The sequence below is a fragment of the Halomonas halophila genome (genome assembly GCF_030406665.1).
Classification (GTDB): Bacteria; Pseudomonadota; Gammaproteobacteria; order Pseudomonadales; family Halomonadaceae; genus Halomonas; species Halomonas halophila.
In genome coordinates, this window is record NZ_CP129121.1 from 986,384 (window position 1) to 1,001,954 (window position 15,571).

14 protein-coding genes are annotated in these 15,571 nt (G+C 69.3%); 4 read left to right on the forward strand and 10 right to left on the reverse strand.

Annotation, left to right across the window (positions count from 1 at the left end; all coding sequences use genetic code 11):
- Positions 1–15: 15 nt before the first annotated feature.
- The 10 genes from QWG60_RS04445 to QWG60_RS04490 form a co-directional block, all read right to left on the reverse strand.
- A complete protein-coding gene (locus QWG60_RS04445) occupies positions 16–438 on the reverse strand; it encodes a universal stress protein (RefSeq protein WP_035598015.1) in 423 nt (140 codons plus the stop codon).
- A gap of 316 nt (positions 439–754) precedes the next feature.
- Positions 755–1,615 (reverse strand): glycine betaine ABC transporter substrate-binding protein, encoded by an 861-nt coding sequence (locus QWG60_RS04450; RefSeq protein ID WP_146909646.1) that lies wholly within the window; start codon positions 1,613–1,615, stop codon positions 755–757.
- 85 nt (positions 1,616–1,700) lie between these two features.
- Positions 1,701–2,540, reverse strand: coding sequence for an ABC transporter permease (locus QWG60_RS04455; RefSeq protein ID WP_375700484.1), 840 nt, complete (start codon positions 2,538–2,540; stop codon positions 1,701–1,703).
- Positions 2,540–3,742 carry a quaternary amine ABC transporter ATP-binding protein gene (locus QWG60_RS04460; protein ID WP_035597988.1) on the reverse strand — a complete coding sequence of 401 codons (1,203 nt, stop codon included), beginning with the start codon at positions 3,740–3,742 and terminating at the stop codon, positions 2,540–2,542. The genes QWG60_RS04455 and QWG60_RS04460 overlap by 1 nt, the downstream gene beginning before the upstream one ends.
- A gap of 165 nt (positions 3,743–3,907) precedes the next feature.
- Positions 3,908–5,104: a PQQ-dependent sugar dehydrogenase gene (locus QWG60_RS04465; RefSeq protein WP_107182310.1), complete on the reverse strand. Its 1,197-nt coding sequence runs from the start codon at positions 5,102–5,104 to the stop codon at positions 3,908–3,910.
- A 76-nt stretch (positions 5,105–5,180) separates the two neighbouring features.
- A complete protein-coding gene (locus QWG60_RS04470; protein WP_035597986.1) occupies positions 5,181–6,056 on the reverse strand; it encodes an AEC family transporter in 876 nt (291 codons plus the stop codon).
- Positions 6,057–6,108: 52 nt separating this feature from the next.
- Positions 6,109–8,166, reverse strand: coding sequence for an FUSC family protein (locus QWG60_RS04475; protein ID WP_146909471.1), 2,058 nt, complete (start codon positions 8,164–8,166; stop codon positions 6,109–6,111).
- 6 nt (positions 8,167–8,172) lie between these two features.
- Positions 8,173–9,045 (reverse strand): efflux RND transporter periplasmic adaptor subunit, encoded by an 873-nt coding sequence (locus QWG60_RS04480; protein ID WP_146909469.1) that lies wholly within the window; start codon positions 9,043–9,045, stop codon positions 8,173–8,175.
- A 2-nt stretch (positions 9,046–9,047) separates the two neighbouring features.
- Complete coding sequence (locus QWG60_RS04485; protein ID WP_046079136.1) at positions 9,048–9,263, reverse strand: DUF1656 domain-containing protein; 216 nt, start codon at positions 9,261–9,263, stop codon at positions 9,048–9,050.
- A 69-nt stretch (positions 9,264–9,332) separates the two neighbouring features.
- A complete protein-coding gene (locus QWG60_RS04490) occupies positions 9,333–10,259 on the reverse strand; it encodes a LysR family transcriptional regulator (RefSeq protein ID WP_046079135.1) in 927 nt (308 codons plus the stop codon).
- 226 nt (positions 10,260–10,485) lie between these two features.
- On the opposite strand from QWG60_RS04490, the gene QWG60_RS04495 reads away from it, so the two are divergent.
- The 4 genes from QWG60_RS04495 (at position 10,486) to QWG60_RS04510 (ending at position 15,536) form a co-directional block, all read left to right on the forward strand.
- Positions 10,486–12,441, forward strand: a complete 1,956-nt coding sequence (locus tag QWG60_RS04495) for a ligand-gated channel protein (protein ID WP_146909467.1) — start codon at positions 10,486–10,488, stop codon at positions 12,439–12,441.
- 96 nt (positions 12,442–12,537) lie between these two features.
- A complete protein-coding gene (locus QWG60_RS04500) occupies positions 12,538–13,413 on the forward strand; it encodes an ABC transporter substrate-binding protein (protein WP_186810085.1) in 876 nt (291 codons plus the stop codon).
- Between the two features lie 159 nt (positions 13,414–13,572).
- A complete protein-coding gene (locus QWG60_RS04505) occupies positions 13,573–14,508 on the forward strand; it encodes an ABC transporter substrate-binding protein (protein WP_146909463.1) in 936 nt (311 codons plus the stop codon).
- Between the two features lie 59 nt (positions 14,509–14,567).
- Complete coding sequence (locus tag QWG60_RS04510) at positions 14,568–15,536, forward strand: FecCD family ABC transporter permease (RefSeq protein ID WP_146909461.1); 969 nt, start codon at positions 14,568–14,570, stop codon at positions 15,534–15,536.
- Positions 15,537–15,571: the final 35 nt, after the last annotated feature.

The following is a 15,571-nucleotide window of genomic DNA, read 5'->3' on the forward strand; positions in this document are numbered from 1 at the left end:
AACGAGTGGGGCGCATCAGTCCTGGGGGCGGACCAGAAACACCGATGCGTCGGTATGGGTGGCGATCTTGCCGCCGTGCGAGGGAAGCACGACATCCAGGTGCTTCGGGGGATGGGTCTGCATGATCACCAGATCGGCGCCTTGCTCGTCGATCGCCTCGACCAGCACATCATCCAGATCGGCGGTGGGGTCCGGGCAGACCAGCGCCTTGGCGCTGACCGGCTGGCCGTGGACCTGGGCGCGCTCCTGGGCGAAGGCTTCCAGTTTCTGCTGGTACTCGTCCGGGGTGCGGGCCACGCTGCCCGGGGTGTTGGCGATGACCGCCACGTAGCAGACTTCCGCACCGTAGTGCTTGGCCTGATCGGCGACGATCTGCAGCGATGGTTCGAACACGTCGGGATGTGCCAGGTCCACCGGCACCAGAATCTTCTTGAACATGCCTGCGCTCCTTGTGGGTTGCGTCCGCGCTCACACGCTCAGTGTGGCCGTTGGACGACGATTTGGGAGTCCCGCGCTTTCAACGGCAGCGGGCCGGCAATCGGCGTCGTTCGGGGGAGGCTTGCCCTTGTTGTCATTGTCGTTGTCATCCGAAGGCTCGTGGCCCAGTCGGACAGGCGATTCTAATCAAATAGGGAGCGGCTGATAACCGGCGATTTGCGACGCCCTCGGTTCCGAGGGCGCTGTTGGCGTCGTTCGGCACGCAAGAGGGAGGTGCCCCTGAAGGCACCTCCCTCTCGTCGTCATGCCGCCACGATCACGCTTCCGGCAGCCACTCCTGGACCAGGTCCTGGTTGTCCTCGACCCACTGCTTGGCGTTCTCGTAGGGGTCGGAGTCCTTCTCCTGGTTCATGAGCATGACCTCGCCCATATGCTCCGGGGTCCACTCGAAGGCGTCCAGGATGGCGTAGGCGCCCGGCATGTCTTCCTCGAGGCCATCACGCACGATGGTATGGATCTGCTCGGCGCCGCCATAGACGTTCTTGGGGTCCTCGAGGTACTTGAGGTCCCAGCGGGCGAACATCCAGTGCGGCGTCCAGCCGGTCACCGCGATCTCTTCCTGGTTGTCGATGGCGCTCTTGAGCGCCGCGGTCATGGTGGCACCGCTGCCGCTCTGCACGTCCAGGTCGAGGTCGTAGTCTTCCACCACCTGCTCGGTCAGGCTCATGATGCCGGCGCCCGGATCGATGCCGGTGATCTTGCCTTCGAAGGCCTCGGCATGCTCGTTCAGGTCGGCGATGGAGTCGGCTTCGCTGTAGGCCGGAACCACCAGGCCGAGCTTGGTGCCGTCGAGATTCGGGCCCAGGTCGTCGACCTGATCGCCGACCCGGTCGAGGTAGTCGGCGTGGGTGGTCGGCAGCCAGGCGGCGACGATGCCGTCGGCATCGCCGGTGGCCACGGACTGCCACATGGCGGCGGCGGACAGCGAGGTCATCTCGACCTCGTAGCCGGCCTGTTCCAGCACGGCGCGCATCACGTTGGTGGAGGCGACTTCCGAGGCCCATTCGACATAGGCCAGGTGAACGCTGCCCTTGTCCTGGGCCTGGGCCGTCGCCGCGGTCAGGCTGGCGCCGGCGATGAGGGCCAGGCCAGCGATGCGCATCGGTTGCTTCGGCATTGTGCTTATCTCCGTTAGGAATGTATTCATGAGCATGCTGAGACGAGCCGCCGGTTGCAACCGGCGGTCGTTCAACGGCGTGACGTCAGCTCTTGCCCTGCTTGCGCAGCGACTGGGTCAGGCGGTCCAGCAGCATGGCCAGGATCACCACGGCGATGCCGGCCTCGAAGCCGTCGCCCGGACGCAGGCGTTGAATGGCGCGCCAGACCTCGCTGCCCAGACCGTCGGCACCGATCATGGCGGCGATCACCACCATCGACAGCGCCAGCATGATGGTCTGGTTGATGCCGGCCATCACGGTCGGCAGCGACAGCGGCAGCTGCACCTTGACCAGCTTCTGGCCGCGGGTGGCGCCATAGGCGTCGGCGGCCTCCACCAGGTCGGTGGGCACCTGGCGGATCCCTAAGGTGGTGAAGCGGATCGCCGGCGGCATGGAGAAGATCACGGTGGCGAAGATCGCCGATACCGAGCCGATGCCGAAGAACGGGATGGCCGGGATCAGGTAGACGAAGGCCGGCATGGTCTGCATGAAGTCCAGCACCGGCATGATCGTCTTGTAGAGCCGCTCCGACAGCGCCGCGGCGATGCCGACCGGCAACGCGATGACCACTGCCACCAGGGTGGCGATCACCACCAGGGTCAGGGTCTCGATCATCGGCTCCCACAGGCCCAGGTTCATGATTAGCGCCAGCCCGGCGACGGCGCCGATGGCCAGGCGCACGTTGGCCAGCCACCAGCACAGCGCGGCGATGATCACCAGCAGCGACCAGTCGGGCAGCCACATCAGGGCGTCGTTGAGGCCGTCGATGCCGGTCTGGGTGATGCGGGAGATGCCGCGGGTCACGGCGGAGTATTCGCTGGTCAGCCAGTTCAGGCCGTTCTCGATCCAGTCGCCCAGCGGCATGCGCGGGAATTCGATAGCCATCAGTGGTCTCCTGCCTGTGCGAGTTCGTCGAGGACGGCGCCTTTCACGACCACGCCCTGGAGCACCTGGTCGTCATCCACCACGGCGATCGGGAAACGGTTCTCGCTGAACATGGCGAACAGGTTGTGCAGCGGCTCCTCGCGGGTGACCTTGCGGAAGTCCTGGGTCATCACCTCGGTGACGGTCTGCTTGCCGTCCTCCAGCGCCTGGCTGGCGGCGTCGGCGTCGATCAGGCCGATCAGGCGGCGGTCGCGGTCGAGGATGTAGATGGAATCGAGGCTGTGGTCGCGCATCTTGCGTAGCGCGGTGCGCGGACCGTCGGTGTCGCGCACCGTGGAGCGGACCTTGCGCATGGCGCTCTCGGCGCTGAGGATGCGCGACTTGTCGACGCCCTCGATGAAGCGGCGCACGTAGTCGTCGGCGGGCTTGGTGAGGATCTCCTCGGGGGTGCCGATCTGCACCACCTCGCCGTCCTTGAGCAGCACGATGCGGTCGCCGATGCTCAGCGCCTCGTCGAGGTCGTGGGTGATGAAGACGGTGGTCTTCTTCATGCGGTGCTGGAGCTGCAGCAGCTCCTGCTGCATGTCGCCGCGGATCAGCGGGTCCAGCGCCGAGAAGGCCTCGTCCATCAGCAGCACGCTGGCATCGTTGGCCAGCGCGCGCGCCAGGCCGACGCGCTGCTGCATGCCGCCGGAGAGCTGGCGCGGATAGGCGTTTTCCCAGCCTTCCAGGCCGACCTGCTTGAGCGCGTTACTGGCGGTCTCGCGGCGCTCGGCGGGATCGATGCCGCGGATCTCCAGGCCGAACTCGGTGTTCTGCTGCACGGTACGGTGGGGGAAGAGGGCGAAGTTCTGGAACACCATGGAGAAGTGGCGGCGGCGGCATTCCAGCAGCTCCTTCTCCTTGAGGCTCGGGATGTTCTGCCCGTCGATGACGATCTCGCCCTCGGTCGGGTCGATCAGACGGTTGAGGCAGCGGATCAGGGTCGACTTGCCGGAACCGGACAGCCCCATGATCACCAGCAGTTCCCCTTCGTAGACATCGAAGTCGATGTTCGACAGGCCCAGGGTCTGGCCGGTCTTGTCGAGGATCTCGGGGCGCTTCAGCCCCTGGTCGCGCAGTTCCAGCGCCTTCTTCGGCTGGTTGCCGAAGACCTTGCTGAGGTTGCGCACCCGAATCTTGACGTTTCGGTTGTCACTCATTGGCGAGCCTTGTGTGGTGCCGCGCTCTGGACAGGGCGGGCAAAATGGTTGCGTTGAATGTAACCCCAGAGTGACAGCCGCCAGCGTTGACTCGAACCGGACGCCAGCAACCCGGGAGTTATTGAATAACCGTTCAGAAATATGCCGGGGGCGTGCCGGGGCGGTCTATTCAGGGCAGGCCGAAGCGCCCGCCTGGCCGGCAACGGCCGGCGTCAGGCGCCAGAGACCGGCCTCGGCGGCGTCGTTGAGTATATAGAGCGTGTCGTCGTGCCCCTGGTCAACGGTGCGTAGGCGGCCGATCTCCCCATCGAGCACTTTCTCGCGTTCGATCACCGTGTCGCCCTCGAGGCGCAGTCGCAGCAGCGCCTCGCCGCGCAGCCCGCCGGCCAGCAGATCGCCCTGCCAGGGGGCGAAGGCCGGCGAGGTCACCCGGGTCAGGCCCGAAGGCGCGAACCGGCCGTCGAAGACATGCACCGGGTCGCGCATGCCCGGGGCGCTGTCGCGGCCGATCGGCAGGAAGGTGACGTAGTCGCGGCCCCGGGAGACCTCCGGCCAGCCATAGTTGGCGCCCGGCACCAGGCGATTGAGTTCGTCGCCGGTGCGCGGGCCGTGCTCGGTGGACCAGGCCGTGCCGTCGTCGGCGACGATCAGCCCCTGGGGATTGCGGTGGCCGAGGCTGAAGATCTCGTCGCGCACCTCGGGGTCGCCCACGAAGGGATTGTCGGCGGGCACGCCGCCAGTCTCGGTGAGGCGCAGGATGCTGCCGGCGTGGTCGCCGCCGTCCTGGGCACGCTCGGGGCTGCCGCGTTCCCCGACGCTCATCAGCAGGGTGCCGTCGGGGCGCCAGGCCAGTCGCGAGCCGAAGTGGCGACCGGCGTCGGTGGCGCGGTTCTGGGTGAAGAGGGGCTCGATGCCGATCAGGCGGCCGCCCTCGAGGCGTGCCCGGGACAGGGCGGTCGCGGCGCCGTCGGCCACCGGCCGGCTCCAGGTGAAGTAGAGCCAGTCATGCTCGCCGCTCTCGTCCTCGCCGAAACGGGGATGCAGGGCCAGGTCGAGCAGCCCACCCTGGCCACGGGCCGCGACCTCGGGCAGGCCGGCGATGCTCAGGCGCGAGCCGTCCGCGGCGATCCGCGTCAAACGGCCGCCGCGCTCGCCGACCAGCAGGGCGCCGTCGGGCAGCTGGGCCAGCCCCCAGGGGTGGCGGAAGCCATCGGCGACGCGGCTCAGGCACAGCGTCATGTGCCGGGTGTCCAGCCGCATCGGAGTGTCCTGGGCCTGGCTCGGCAGGGCGGAGGCCGTCAGCAGCACGCTCAGGACCGCCGCCGGCAGGCGCGAGGATGGACGGGGGCGAGAGAGGATCATGGGCCGACTCCTTGTCGATGGCGCCCCCAGTATAGAAGGCGCCGGCGAGGCGTCGGCCTGTCGGTTGCCTGTCCGGCTACATCAGCCACGCCAGCAGCAGCGGCAGGTAGATCAGCGACAGCAGGGTCGAGCAGAACACCAGGCTGGCCACGTATTCCGGCTCGCGACGGGCCTTCTGGGCGAACAGGTAGTTGAACACCGCCACCGGCATGCTCATCTGCAGCACCAGGATGGCGTGAGCCATGGGCGGCAGGGCCAGAAGCGCGCCGATGCCCCAGGCCAGGCCCGCGGCCAGCGGCAGGCGCAGCAGGCAGAAGCCGAGGCCCGAGCGCAGGCTCCTGACCTGGATGTTGGCCAGCGACACCCCGAGGGTGATCAGCATCAGCGGCACCGTGAAGCCCGAGATCAGATCCACGCTGTTGGCCAGCCACGGCGGCAGGTCGGTGTCGGTGAGCAGCAGCGCCAGGGCGATCAGGATGGCGTAGACCGTGGGCGTCCTGGCCAGCGACTTCAGCGGGTTGCCGCGGCTGGTCATCAGGGTGCCGAGGGTGAACTGGAACAGCGACACCGTGACCATCACCGTGATGCCGAAGGCGAAGCCCGCCTCGCCGAAGGCGTAGAGCACCACCGGCAGGCCCATGTTGCCGGTGTTGGGATACATCATCGGCGCCAGCAGCACCCGCCAGTCGCGCCGCAACAGGCGGGCGGAGACCACGGTGGCCGCCCCCATGGTGGTCAGTACCAGGGCGGTGGCCAGCATGGTGCGGCCGAAGCTGTCGGCGTCGATCTCGGCGCCGGCCAGCGAGGCGAGCACCAGCGCCGGGGTGCCGATGTTGAACACCAGGCGGGTGACGAAGGCCACGGGATAGTCGTGGCCGAGCCGAACCCAGCCGAAGCCCAGTCCGGCGCCGGCGATGACCGGCGCCATCACGGCGAAGAGTTCGGCGAGCATGGAGTGTCTCCTTGGTTGAGAGAAATGAAGGAAAGCCGTGCCGACGTCGGCCTCAGGCGACGTCCGCCTGCGGCGGTGGTGGCACCAGGCCTCGCGAGGCCCGGGCACGTTGGGCCTGGCGCTCCAGCGACAGTTCGAGGCGCTGCGCCAGTCCGGCGAGCCGGGCGTGCTGACGCTCGCTCAGTCCGGGCTGGTGGCGCACGGCCTCGACGAAGGCCTCGCCGGCCGGCTGCACCGCGCTCGGGGAGTGGCCCCTGGCGCTGTCGGCGTAGGCTTGCGCCAGGGCGGCGAAGAAGTCTCGCTTGGCGCGATGCAAGGGCTCGTCCGGCAGGTCGTCCAGGCGGCGGCGCACCTGCAGGCAGGCATAACCGATGTCGAGCCCGGTCAGCCCCAGGGTGAAGAGATGGCGCTGGTCCTCGGGCAGGACGTCGTCGTGCTTGGCCAGGTGCAGCAGGCGATCGGCCATGCCGCCGACGAAGCGTGCCTCCGCCTCGTGGATCGGCGGTGAGGTCAGGCGCCGCAGGTCGCCGACGATGGCGCCGACCAGCCGGCGCTTGCGCAGCCGTGAGCCGAAGCCGGGCAGCAGCCGGAAGCCGGCCACCACCGCGGAAAGGCCGATCATCACCGCGATGGCGCGGTTGATGAAGGCGTCGAACGAGAAGTCCATGCCGTTGCCGGGCATGGTCAGCAGGATGTTGCCGATGGTGAAGGCCAGGCAATAGCCCATCAGCCGTGGCACCGCCGCGCCCAGCAGGCCCAGGAACAGGGGCGGCATCAGCAGCATCGCCAGCATCGGGAAGCCGCTGGCCTGGGCCAGCAGCACGTGGCCGAACAGCAAGGCGCTGGGAATCGCCGCCAGCATGCCCTTGGCGAACATCATGCAGACCACCACGGGATTGTCGCGGGTGGCGAAGAAGGCCGAGAACAGGGTGCCGAGCAGCATCGCCACCTGGCCGTTGTCCCAGCCGGTCGCCAGCCAGAAGGCGGCCAGCAGCGAGAAGATCAGGCCGGCGCGCAGGGCGTTGAGCCCGGCGATCAGATGATCGCGATGCCAGGCCAGCGCCGCGCCGCGCAGGCGCATGCGGCCGGGATGGGAAATGGCATCGCGGGCGTCGAGCATCACCACCGCATGGCCCAGCGCCTCGCGCAGGCCCAGCAGGCAGCGCTGTTCGAGGGGCGTCCAGTCGTCGTCGGGGCAGTCCTTGACCCGATGGCGCAGCGCGTGGAGGCGGCGCTGGGCGGGGGCGACGCCGCTGACCTCCGCCGACTCGCGAAAGCCTTCCGCCAGCTCGGCGGCCAGCCGGTGTATCGCCGGCGAGAGGCGCTCGCCGTAGTGGTGAAGGATCTGCTGCAGGGCGTGCAGGGTAGCCATCAGGCGCAGGGTGCGGCGGGTCAGCACGTGGCTGGCGCGGATGCGCCCAGGGCCCTCGGGCCCTTCGTAGCGGGCGGCCTGGCTGTCGGTCTCGAGCTGGGTGAGCGGCTCCAGGCTGTCGGTCAGGGTCTGCTGCAGCGCGCTCGGGTCGTCGCTGTCGCTCAGCCGCAGGGCGGCGTGGCGGAAGGCCTGGTTGACCACCGCGTCGGCCTGGTGACCGAGATGGTCGCCGACCTTGATCGGCCACAGCAGGGCGCTGACCAGGGTGGCGCACGCCGCGCCCAGTGACAGCTCGGAGAGCCGGGCCACGGCGATGGAGAAGATGCCATCGGGCTGGCTGGCGCCGATCACCACGATCAGCATCGCCGTCACCGCGCCCATGATGCAGCCGTAGGAGGCATTATTGCGCAGCAGCGAACTGCCGTAGGTGCAGATCATGATCCACAGCGTCAGGGTGGCCAGCGCGGGAATCGGCGCCTGGGCGAACAATCCCATGATGACGATGCCGGCACCACAGCCCACCAGGGTACCGCCGATCTGGCTGAGTCCCTTCTCCACCACCATGCCGCTCATCGGCCGGACCTGCAGGAAGGCCGCCGAGATCAGCGCCCAGTAGGGCCGCTCCAGGTCGCACCACAGCGCCGCGTAGAGCGCCAGCAGCATGGCCAGGGTAGCCTTGACGGCGAATTTCACCGCATCGGCGCTCGGGGTGAGATAGGCCTGCAGCCAGGGGGACATGCGCCGTTACTCCGTCGGCTCGGCGTTCGGCTCCACGTACACCGAGGCCGTCATGCCGGCGCTCAGGGTCGTTCCCTCGGGAATCTCGTCCAGCGCGATGCGCACCGGAATGCGCTGGGCCAGCCGCACCCAGCTGAAGGTGGGCTGCACCCGGGGCAGCAGCTGGCTGTTGGGATCGGTGTTGGGATCGGCGATGGCGCGGCCGATGCTCTCCACGTGGCCCCGGAGCTCGGTGTCGCCGCTCATCAGCGTCACCCGGGCCGGATCGCCGACCGAGAAGTGCGGGGTCTTGGTCTCCTCGAAGTAACCGGTGACGAAGTAGGAGCCTTCCTTGATCAGCGCCATCACCTCCTCGCCGGCGCTGACGTAGTTGCCCTCGCTGAGCTGCAGGTTGAGCACGTGGCCCGCCGCCGGCGCCGCCACCGTGGTGCGCTCGAGGTCGAGCCGGGCGCTGGCCAGATCGCTCTGGGCCTGGTCGAGGCTGGCGCTGGCCACCTGGCGGTTGATGCGAGCCGTCTCCTGACCCTCGGCGCTGATTGCCTGGCGGCTCAGGCGGCTGCGTCGCGAGGCCTCGTCCTGGCTCAGCTGGAGCTCGGCCTGGCGCTGGGCCACCACTGCCTCGGCCCGGCTCACCGCCGTCTCGTAGCGCGATCGATCGATCCGGAACAGCGTCTCGCCGGCGTCGACGCGCTGGTTGTCGGCCACCGGCAGGGCCACCACACGCCCGGCGACGTCCGGGGCGACGGTGATCACCTCGGCGCGCACGCGGCCGTCGCGGGTCCAGGGCGTGTAGAGGTAGTAGTGCCACAGCCACAGGCCGGCGGCGATGGCCAGGGCGACGATGACCAGGGTGACGAGGCTGCGTAGCAGGGTGCGCATGTTCAGACGTTCCCGGTGGCGGAGGAGAGGTAGGCGATGACGGCGGTGAAGATCACGAACAGGGCGGTATCGAACCAGGCCTCGTACCACAGGCGGTTGGCGCCCAGCAGACGATAGAGCCCCGCGCGGATCAGCAGCGTGGCGCCGAAGCCGAGCAGGGCATACACCAGCAGGGGGGAGAGATAGAGGCCGCCGACGGCGATTTCACGAAGTCCCATGCTCGCTCCTTGAGCGTCGTCGAGGGCTCCATTCTAGCAATCGCGCTCGCCGGAGGCACGGCGGGTGGCTCAGGCCTCGACCGGAGCGGCCGCCGGCAGGGTGGTCCAGGCGGCGGGACAGGCCTCGCGCAGGAACTCGAGCAGCGCCGTGACCTTGCGCGGCAGGTGGCCGTGGGGATAGAGCAGGCTGACCGGCGCCGCCGAGGCCTGCCACTCGGGCAGGCAGCGCACCAGCTGGTCGGGATGGGCCTGCCGGCGGAGCTCGGCCATCCATACCGGCAGCACGCCCAGGCCGTGGCCGCGGGCGATGGCGTCGGAATGCAGCAGCAGGCGGTCGACGCGCAGCCGCGAGCCGGGCGGGCAGACGTCGTGGACGCCCTCGCGGGGATGACGCAGCGCCAGGCCGGACTTGGCCTCGCCGAGCAGGTCGATCCAGGCATGGCCGTCCAGGTCACGAGGGTGGGCCGGCGTGCCATGGCGGGCCAGGTAGTCGGGGTGGGCGTAGAGCCCGCGAGGCAGCCGGGTCATCGTCTCCTGGCGCAGGGAGGTCTCGCCGGGGTCGCCGTACCACACCACCACCGACTGGCTGGCCGCCTCCGACGTGAGTCGGTCGCGGGTGTGCAGGTTCAACTGGAGGCCGGGATGTCGGGCCATGAAAGCGTCGAGGGCAGGGGCCACCCAGCAGCGGGCCAGGGCCTCGTGGACCTCCAGCGTCAGCTCGCCGCTGATTTCCTCGCGCAGCTCGTCCAGGGCCTGGCGTCCCTTGTCGGCCAGCGCGATCAGCCGCAGGCAGTAGTCGTGGAAGACCCGCCCGGCCTCGGTGGGCTCCAGGCGGTTCGATTGACGGCGCATCAGCGGCTGGCCGAGCCGTGTCTCCAGCTGCTGGAGGCGGCGGCTCAGGGTCGATTTCGCCACGCCCAGCCGGCGAGCGCTCAGGGTCAGGCTGCCGCTGTCCATGACGTCGGCGAAGGCGATCAGTTCATCGGCATCGTGCATGGGGTAAAGCCGTAGGATGCTAACGGAGCCGCCATCCTACCAATACCTTTGTTGAAAATCATTCGCGTTGTGATGGGCAAAGGAGAATCCCTGCCAGCCGTTGCGCGTTTGGCAACGCGGCGTACGAGGACGTGGGCGAACGAATATGGAAGAATGTGAATGATAAAAATTCCTATTCACTAAAAGCCGGCCCAGCGGCCGGTGGGATCTTCAGGAGTCGCAACCGATGTCGTTTCCCTCTTCCCGCACCGTCCTTGCCACGCTGATCGCCGGCCTGGCGGCGTCTACCGCCGCGGCCCAGGAAACGGCCCGGCTCGACGATGTGGTGGTCACCGCCGCCGGGTACGAGCAGCAGGTCCAGGATGCCCCGGCCTCGATCAGCGTGATCACCCGCGAGGAGCTGGAAGGCCGCGCCTACCGGGACATCACCGATGCGCTGCGCAACGTGCCGGGCGTGACCGTCACCGGCGGCGGTTCGTCCCAGGACATCAGCATCCGCGGCATGGGCGCCAAGTACACCCTGCTGCTGGTCGACGGCAAGCGCCAGGGCTCGCGGGAAACCCGCCCCAACAGCGATGGCCCGGGCATCGAGCAGGGCTGGATGCCGCCGCTGTCGGCCATCGAGCGCATCGAGGTGATCCGCGGGCCGATGTCGTCGCTGTACGGCTCCGATGCGCTGGGCGGGGTGATCAACGTCATCACCCGCAAGGTGCCGCAGGAGTGGGGCGGCGAGGTCTCGACCGGCATGACGCTCCAGCAGGACTCTGCCTCCGGCGACGAGCACAACAGCCGCTTCTACGTGGCCGGTCCGCTGGTGGCCGAGCGGCTCGGCCTGCAGGTCTACGGGCAATATGACCAGCGCGACGAGGACGCCATCATCGGCGGCTACGCCGACCAGCGCCTGGCCAGCGGCACCGCGAAGCTGACCTGGACCCCCGACGACATCAACGAGATCGGCCTGGAAGCGGGCTACAGCGAGCAGCGCCGGATCACCAATCCCGGTGAGTCCGTGGCACTGGTGGGGCGTCGGGGGCCGAACGAGCGCTCCGAGCAGAAGTACGACCGCCGCCACTTCGCGCTGAGCCACGACGGCTACTTCGACTTCGGCAGCACCGAGAGCTACGTGCAGCACGAGGAGGTCGACAACCCCTCGCGCGACATGAACTACCGGAGCACTGTGGCGGACACCAAGGCGGTGCTGCCGCTGGGCGCCCATATCCTGACCCTGGGCGGCCAGTACGAGAAGCAGCGTCTGGAGGACGGCGGCAACGAATCCGCGACGTCCAGCCTGAGCGAGCTGGAACGCTATCGCTGGGCGCTGTACGCCGAGGACGAATGGATGCTGACCGAGGACGTCTCGCTGACCGGCGGCGTGCGCCTCAACGAGGACGAGCAGTACGGCAGCCACTGGTCGCCGCGCCTCTATGGCGTCTGGCACCTGGACGATCGCTGGACCCTGAAGGGCGGCGTTTCCTCGGGCTTCCGGGCGCCGGATCTGCGTGCCACCAACGCCGACTGGGTCCAGGTCAGCCGTGGCGGCAACATCTACGGCAACCCGGACCTGGAGGCGGAAACCTCGCTCAGCCAGGAACTGGGCCTGCACTACGCCGCTGACAACGGCCTGCTGGCCGGCCTGACCGTCTTTCATACCGACTTCGAGGACAAGATCACCCGGGTGGCCTGTCCGACCTCCGTGTGCACCGAAGGGGCCAACCAGTTCGGCTCCGATCCGACCTACCGGCTCAATGTCGACGAGGCGGTCACCCGAGGCGTCGAATTCTCGCTGTCCACGCCACTGGCCGACAACCTGGACCTGAGCACCAGCTACACCTACACCGACTCCGAGCAGAAGACCGGCGAATACAAGGGCGAGCCGCTGAACCAGCTGCCCAAGCATCAGGTCACGGCGTCGCTGGACTGGCAGGCCACCGAGCGCCTGAGCCAGTGGACGCGCCTGACCTATCGCGGCGAGGAGAGCCAGCCCACGACCGGCCCGTCCCGGGATGCCATCGTCGCCCCGTCCTACACCTTCGTCGACGCCGGCCTCGGGTATCAGCTGACGCCGCAGACCACCCTCAACGCCGGCCTCTACAACCTCTTCGACGAGGACATCACCGAGGAAGAGTACGGCTACGTCGAGGACGGCCGCCGCCTGTGGCTGGGCATCAACGTCGAGTTCTGATCGCCGCCACCGAGCAGGACACCACGCCGCGGCCGGGCACTCCGCCCGGTCGCGGTCGAAGATGGGCAATTCACGGATGAACCACAGGAGAGCATGATGACGAACGGATGGTTACGCACTGCGGTGATGGTCGGCGCCTGCGCCGCCCCGATGATGGCCCAGGCCCATGACGTCGAGGGCGAGGCGCACGGTCCCGCCGTGGTCAGCTTCGACTGGGGCGCCGCGGACACCCTGGCGGCGCTGGGGCTCGAGGAGCATCTGGTCGGCGTGCCGCATCAGGCGGCCCCGGCCTATGTGGCGGCCCTGGCGGAAGGGCGCGCCGACGTCGGCGGGCTCAAGTCGCCGGACCTCGAGGCGATCGCCGGCCTCGCGCCGGAGCTGATCCTGATTACCGGCCGCCAGTCGGCCTCACAGGGTGACCTCGAGGCGCTGGCCGAGACCCGCGACGTCACCCTCGCCGAAGGCGACTACTTCGCCGCGCTGAGCGACAAGGTGCAGGCCCTGGCCGCGCCCTACGGCGCCGAGGCGCAGGCCAGCGAGCGTCTGGCGGCGCTTGAGGCCGAGATCGAGGCGGCCCGCGCGTCGCTGGCCGATGATCTCAAGGCGGTGGTGGTGACCCACAACGACGGTGGCTACTCGCTGCGCCAGGAGCCGGTGATCGGTGAGCTGCTGGGCATCGACCAGCCGGAGGTGCCGGCCTCGGTGGAGCCGGTGAGCCATGGCAGCCGCACCTTCACCTCGCTGGCCCCGGCCGATATCGCCGCGATGGCCCCGGACGCGCTGTTCGTGGTCGACCGCAGTGCGGCCATCGGCGACACCCCGCTGGACCTCGCCGGGCTGGAAGCGGCGCTGGCCGAGGCGGGCGGAGAGACGATCGACGTGACGGTGCTGACACCGGACCTGTGGTATCTCTCCGGCGACGGCCTGCAAAGCGTCCACGCCCAGCTGGGCGACGTCGTCGACAGCCTCTAGTTCCGCTTCCTGCGCTCCTGCTTCGGCATCGGTTGCCGTTGCGAAACGCCGAACGCGACGTTGCGGTGCGCAGGGCTGAGAACTGGTTTGAGATTCATTATCATCGGTAATCATTCGCATGATCGGGCGCGTCAGCGCCCGGCAAGCCCAGGAGCTTCCATGTCAGTTTCCCTGCCCAAGGCGTCGACCCTGATCGGCGCCTGCCTGGTGGCGGCGTTCGCCGCCGCGGTCACGCCGGCCCAGGCGCGCATGCTGGATACCGCCCACGGCGAGATCGAGGTCCCCGACGCGCCCGAGCGCGTGGTCACGCTCTATGAAGGCGCCCTGGACACCGCCCTGGCGGCCGGCGTGATGCCGGTGGGCGCCGTCACCACCCGCGGCGGCGACGACGTGGCCCGCTACATCGAGCCGCACCTCGGCGATCAGCGTCCGGCGATCGTCGGCGTGGTGCGCGAGATCAACATGGAAGCGGTGGTGGGCGAGCGCCCGGATCTGATCCTGGCCGGGCCGCGCCTGCCCGATGCCCAGTACCGGCTGCTGTCGCGCATCGCGCCCACCGTGGTGCCGCAGAGCCCGGGCATCACGCCCGACGCCTGGCAGGTCGAGGGCCGCCAGTTCGGCGAGGCCCTGGGCCGCGAGGACGCGGTGAACGCGGCCATCGATCACGTCGAGGCGCGCACCGCCGAGCTGCGCGAGACTCTGGGGGGCGCCGAGGCCCGGACCGCGAATCTGGTGCGCTGGATGCCCCAGGGCCCGCTGGTGATGTCCGATCAGCTGTTCGCCAGCGGCATGCTGGAAGCCGTCGGCCTGGACGTGGCCTCCAGCGGTCTGGTCAACGACGGCGGTGTGCACAGCGATCCGCTGAGCCTGGAGAACCTGTCACGGCTGCAGGGCGACTGGCTGTTCCTCGCCACCCTCAACGAGGAAGGTGACGACGCCCTGGCCGCGGCCAAGGATTCCCCGGCCTTCGCCCGCCTGCCGGTGGTCGAGAACGGCCAGGTGGTGCCGGTGGACGGTCAGCTGTGGACCAGCGCCAACGGCCCGCTGGCCGCCGAGGCCATCCTCGACGATATCGAAGCGGCGCTCGTGCCCTGATGTCGAAGGCAGCCACCGTCAAGATCGAGCCCCGCCCATCGGCGGGGCTTTCCCGTGTCATGCTGATGCTTTCCGGGCTGCTGGCGCTGGCGGTCCTGGCCAGCCTGCTGTGGGGCGCCGGCGAGGTCGGCCCTGGTCGTGCCCTGGCGGTGCTCGCCGGCCACGGCGACGGCGAGGCGCGCTTCGTGGTCGAGACCCTGCGCCTGCCGCGGACCCTGATCGGCATTGCCGTGGGGCTGTCCCTGGGCGTGGCCGGGGCGCTGCTGCAGGCGGTGTCGCGCAATCCGCTGGCCGAGCCCGGGCTGCTCGGCGTCAGCGCCGGGGCGGCCTTCGCCGTGGCCGTGGCGCTGTGGCTGGGCGCCAGTGCGGCGACACTGCGCGTGGCCGTGGCCCAGATCGGGGCCCTGGTCGGCTGCTTCGCGGTGATGAGCGTGGTGCGGCTGCGCGGCCTGGGCGACGATCCGGTGCGCCTGGTGCTGGCCGGCGCCGCCTTCTCGGCGCTGCTGGCCTCGCTGACCTCGCTGCTGCTGCTGTTCGATCAGCGCACCGCCGACGAGATCCGTTTCTGGGTGGTCGGCAGCCTGGCCGGCCGCCGTCTCGACGACCTGGCCGCCGTGCTGCCGAGCCTGGGGCTGGCGCTGGTCGTCACCGCACTGATCGCCCGGCCCCTGGCGGCGCTGGCGCTGGGCGAGCGGGTCGCCTCCGGGCTCGGCCATCGCCCCGGCCGGGTGAGGGCCCTGGTGGTGATCGCCGTGGCGCTGCTGGTCGGTGCCGCCACCGCCATTGCCGGGCCGATCGCCTTCGTCGGACTGGTGGTGCCCTTCGCGGCGCGTGCCCTGGCCGGTCCCGATATTCGTCGCACCCTATGGCTGTGCCTGCCGCTGGGCCCGCTGATGGTGCTCACCGCCGACGTGGTCTCGCGGCTGGTGGTGGCGCCGTCGGAGCTGCCGCTGGGCGTGCTCACCGCCCTGGTCGGCGCCCCGGTGCTGGTCGCCGTGGTGCGCGCCCGTCGACTGCCGACACTGTGAGCCGGAGACCCTGATGTCCGAGACCCAGATATCCG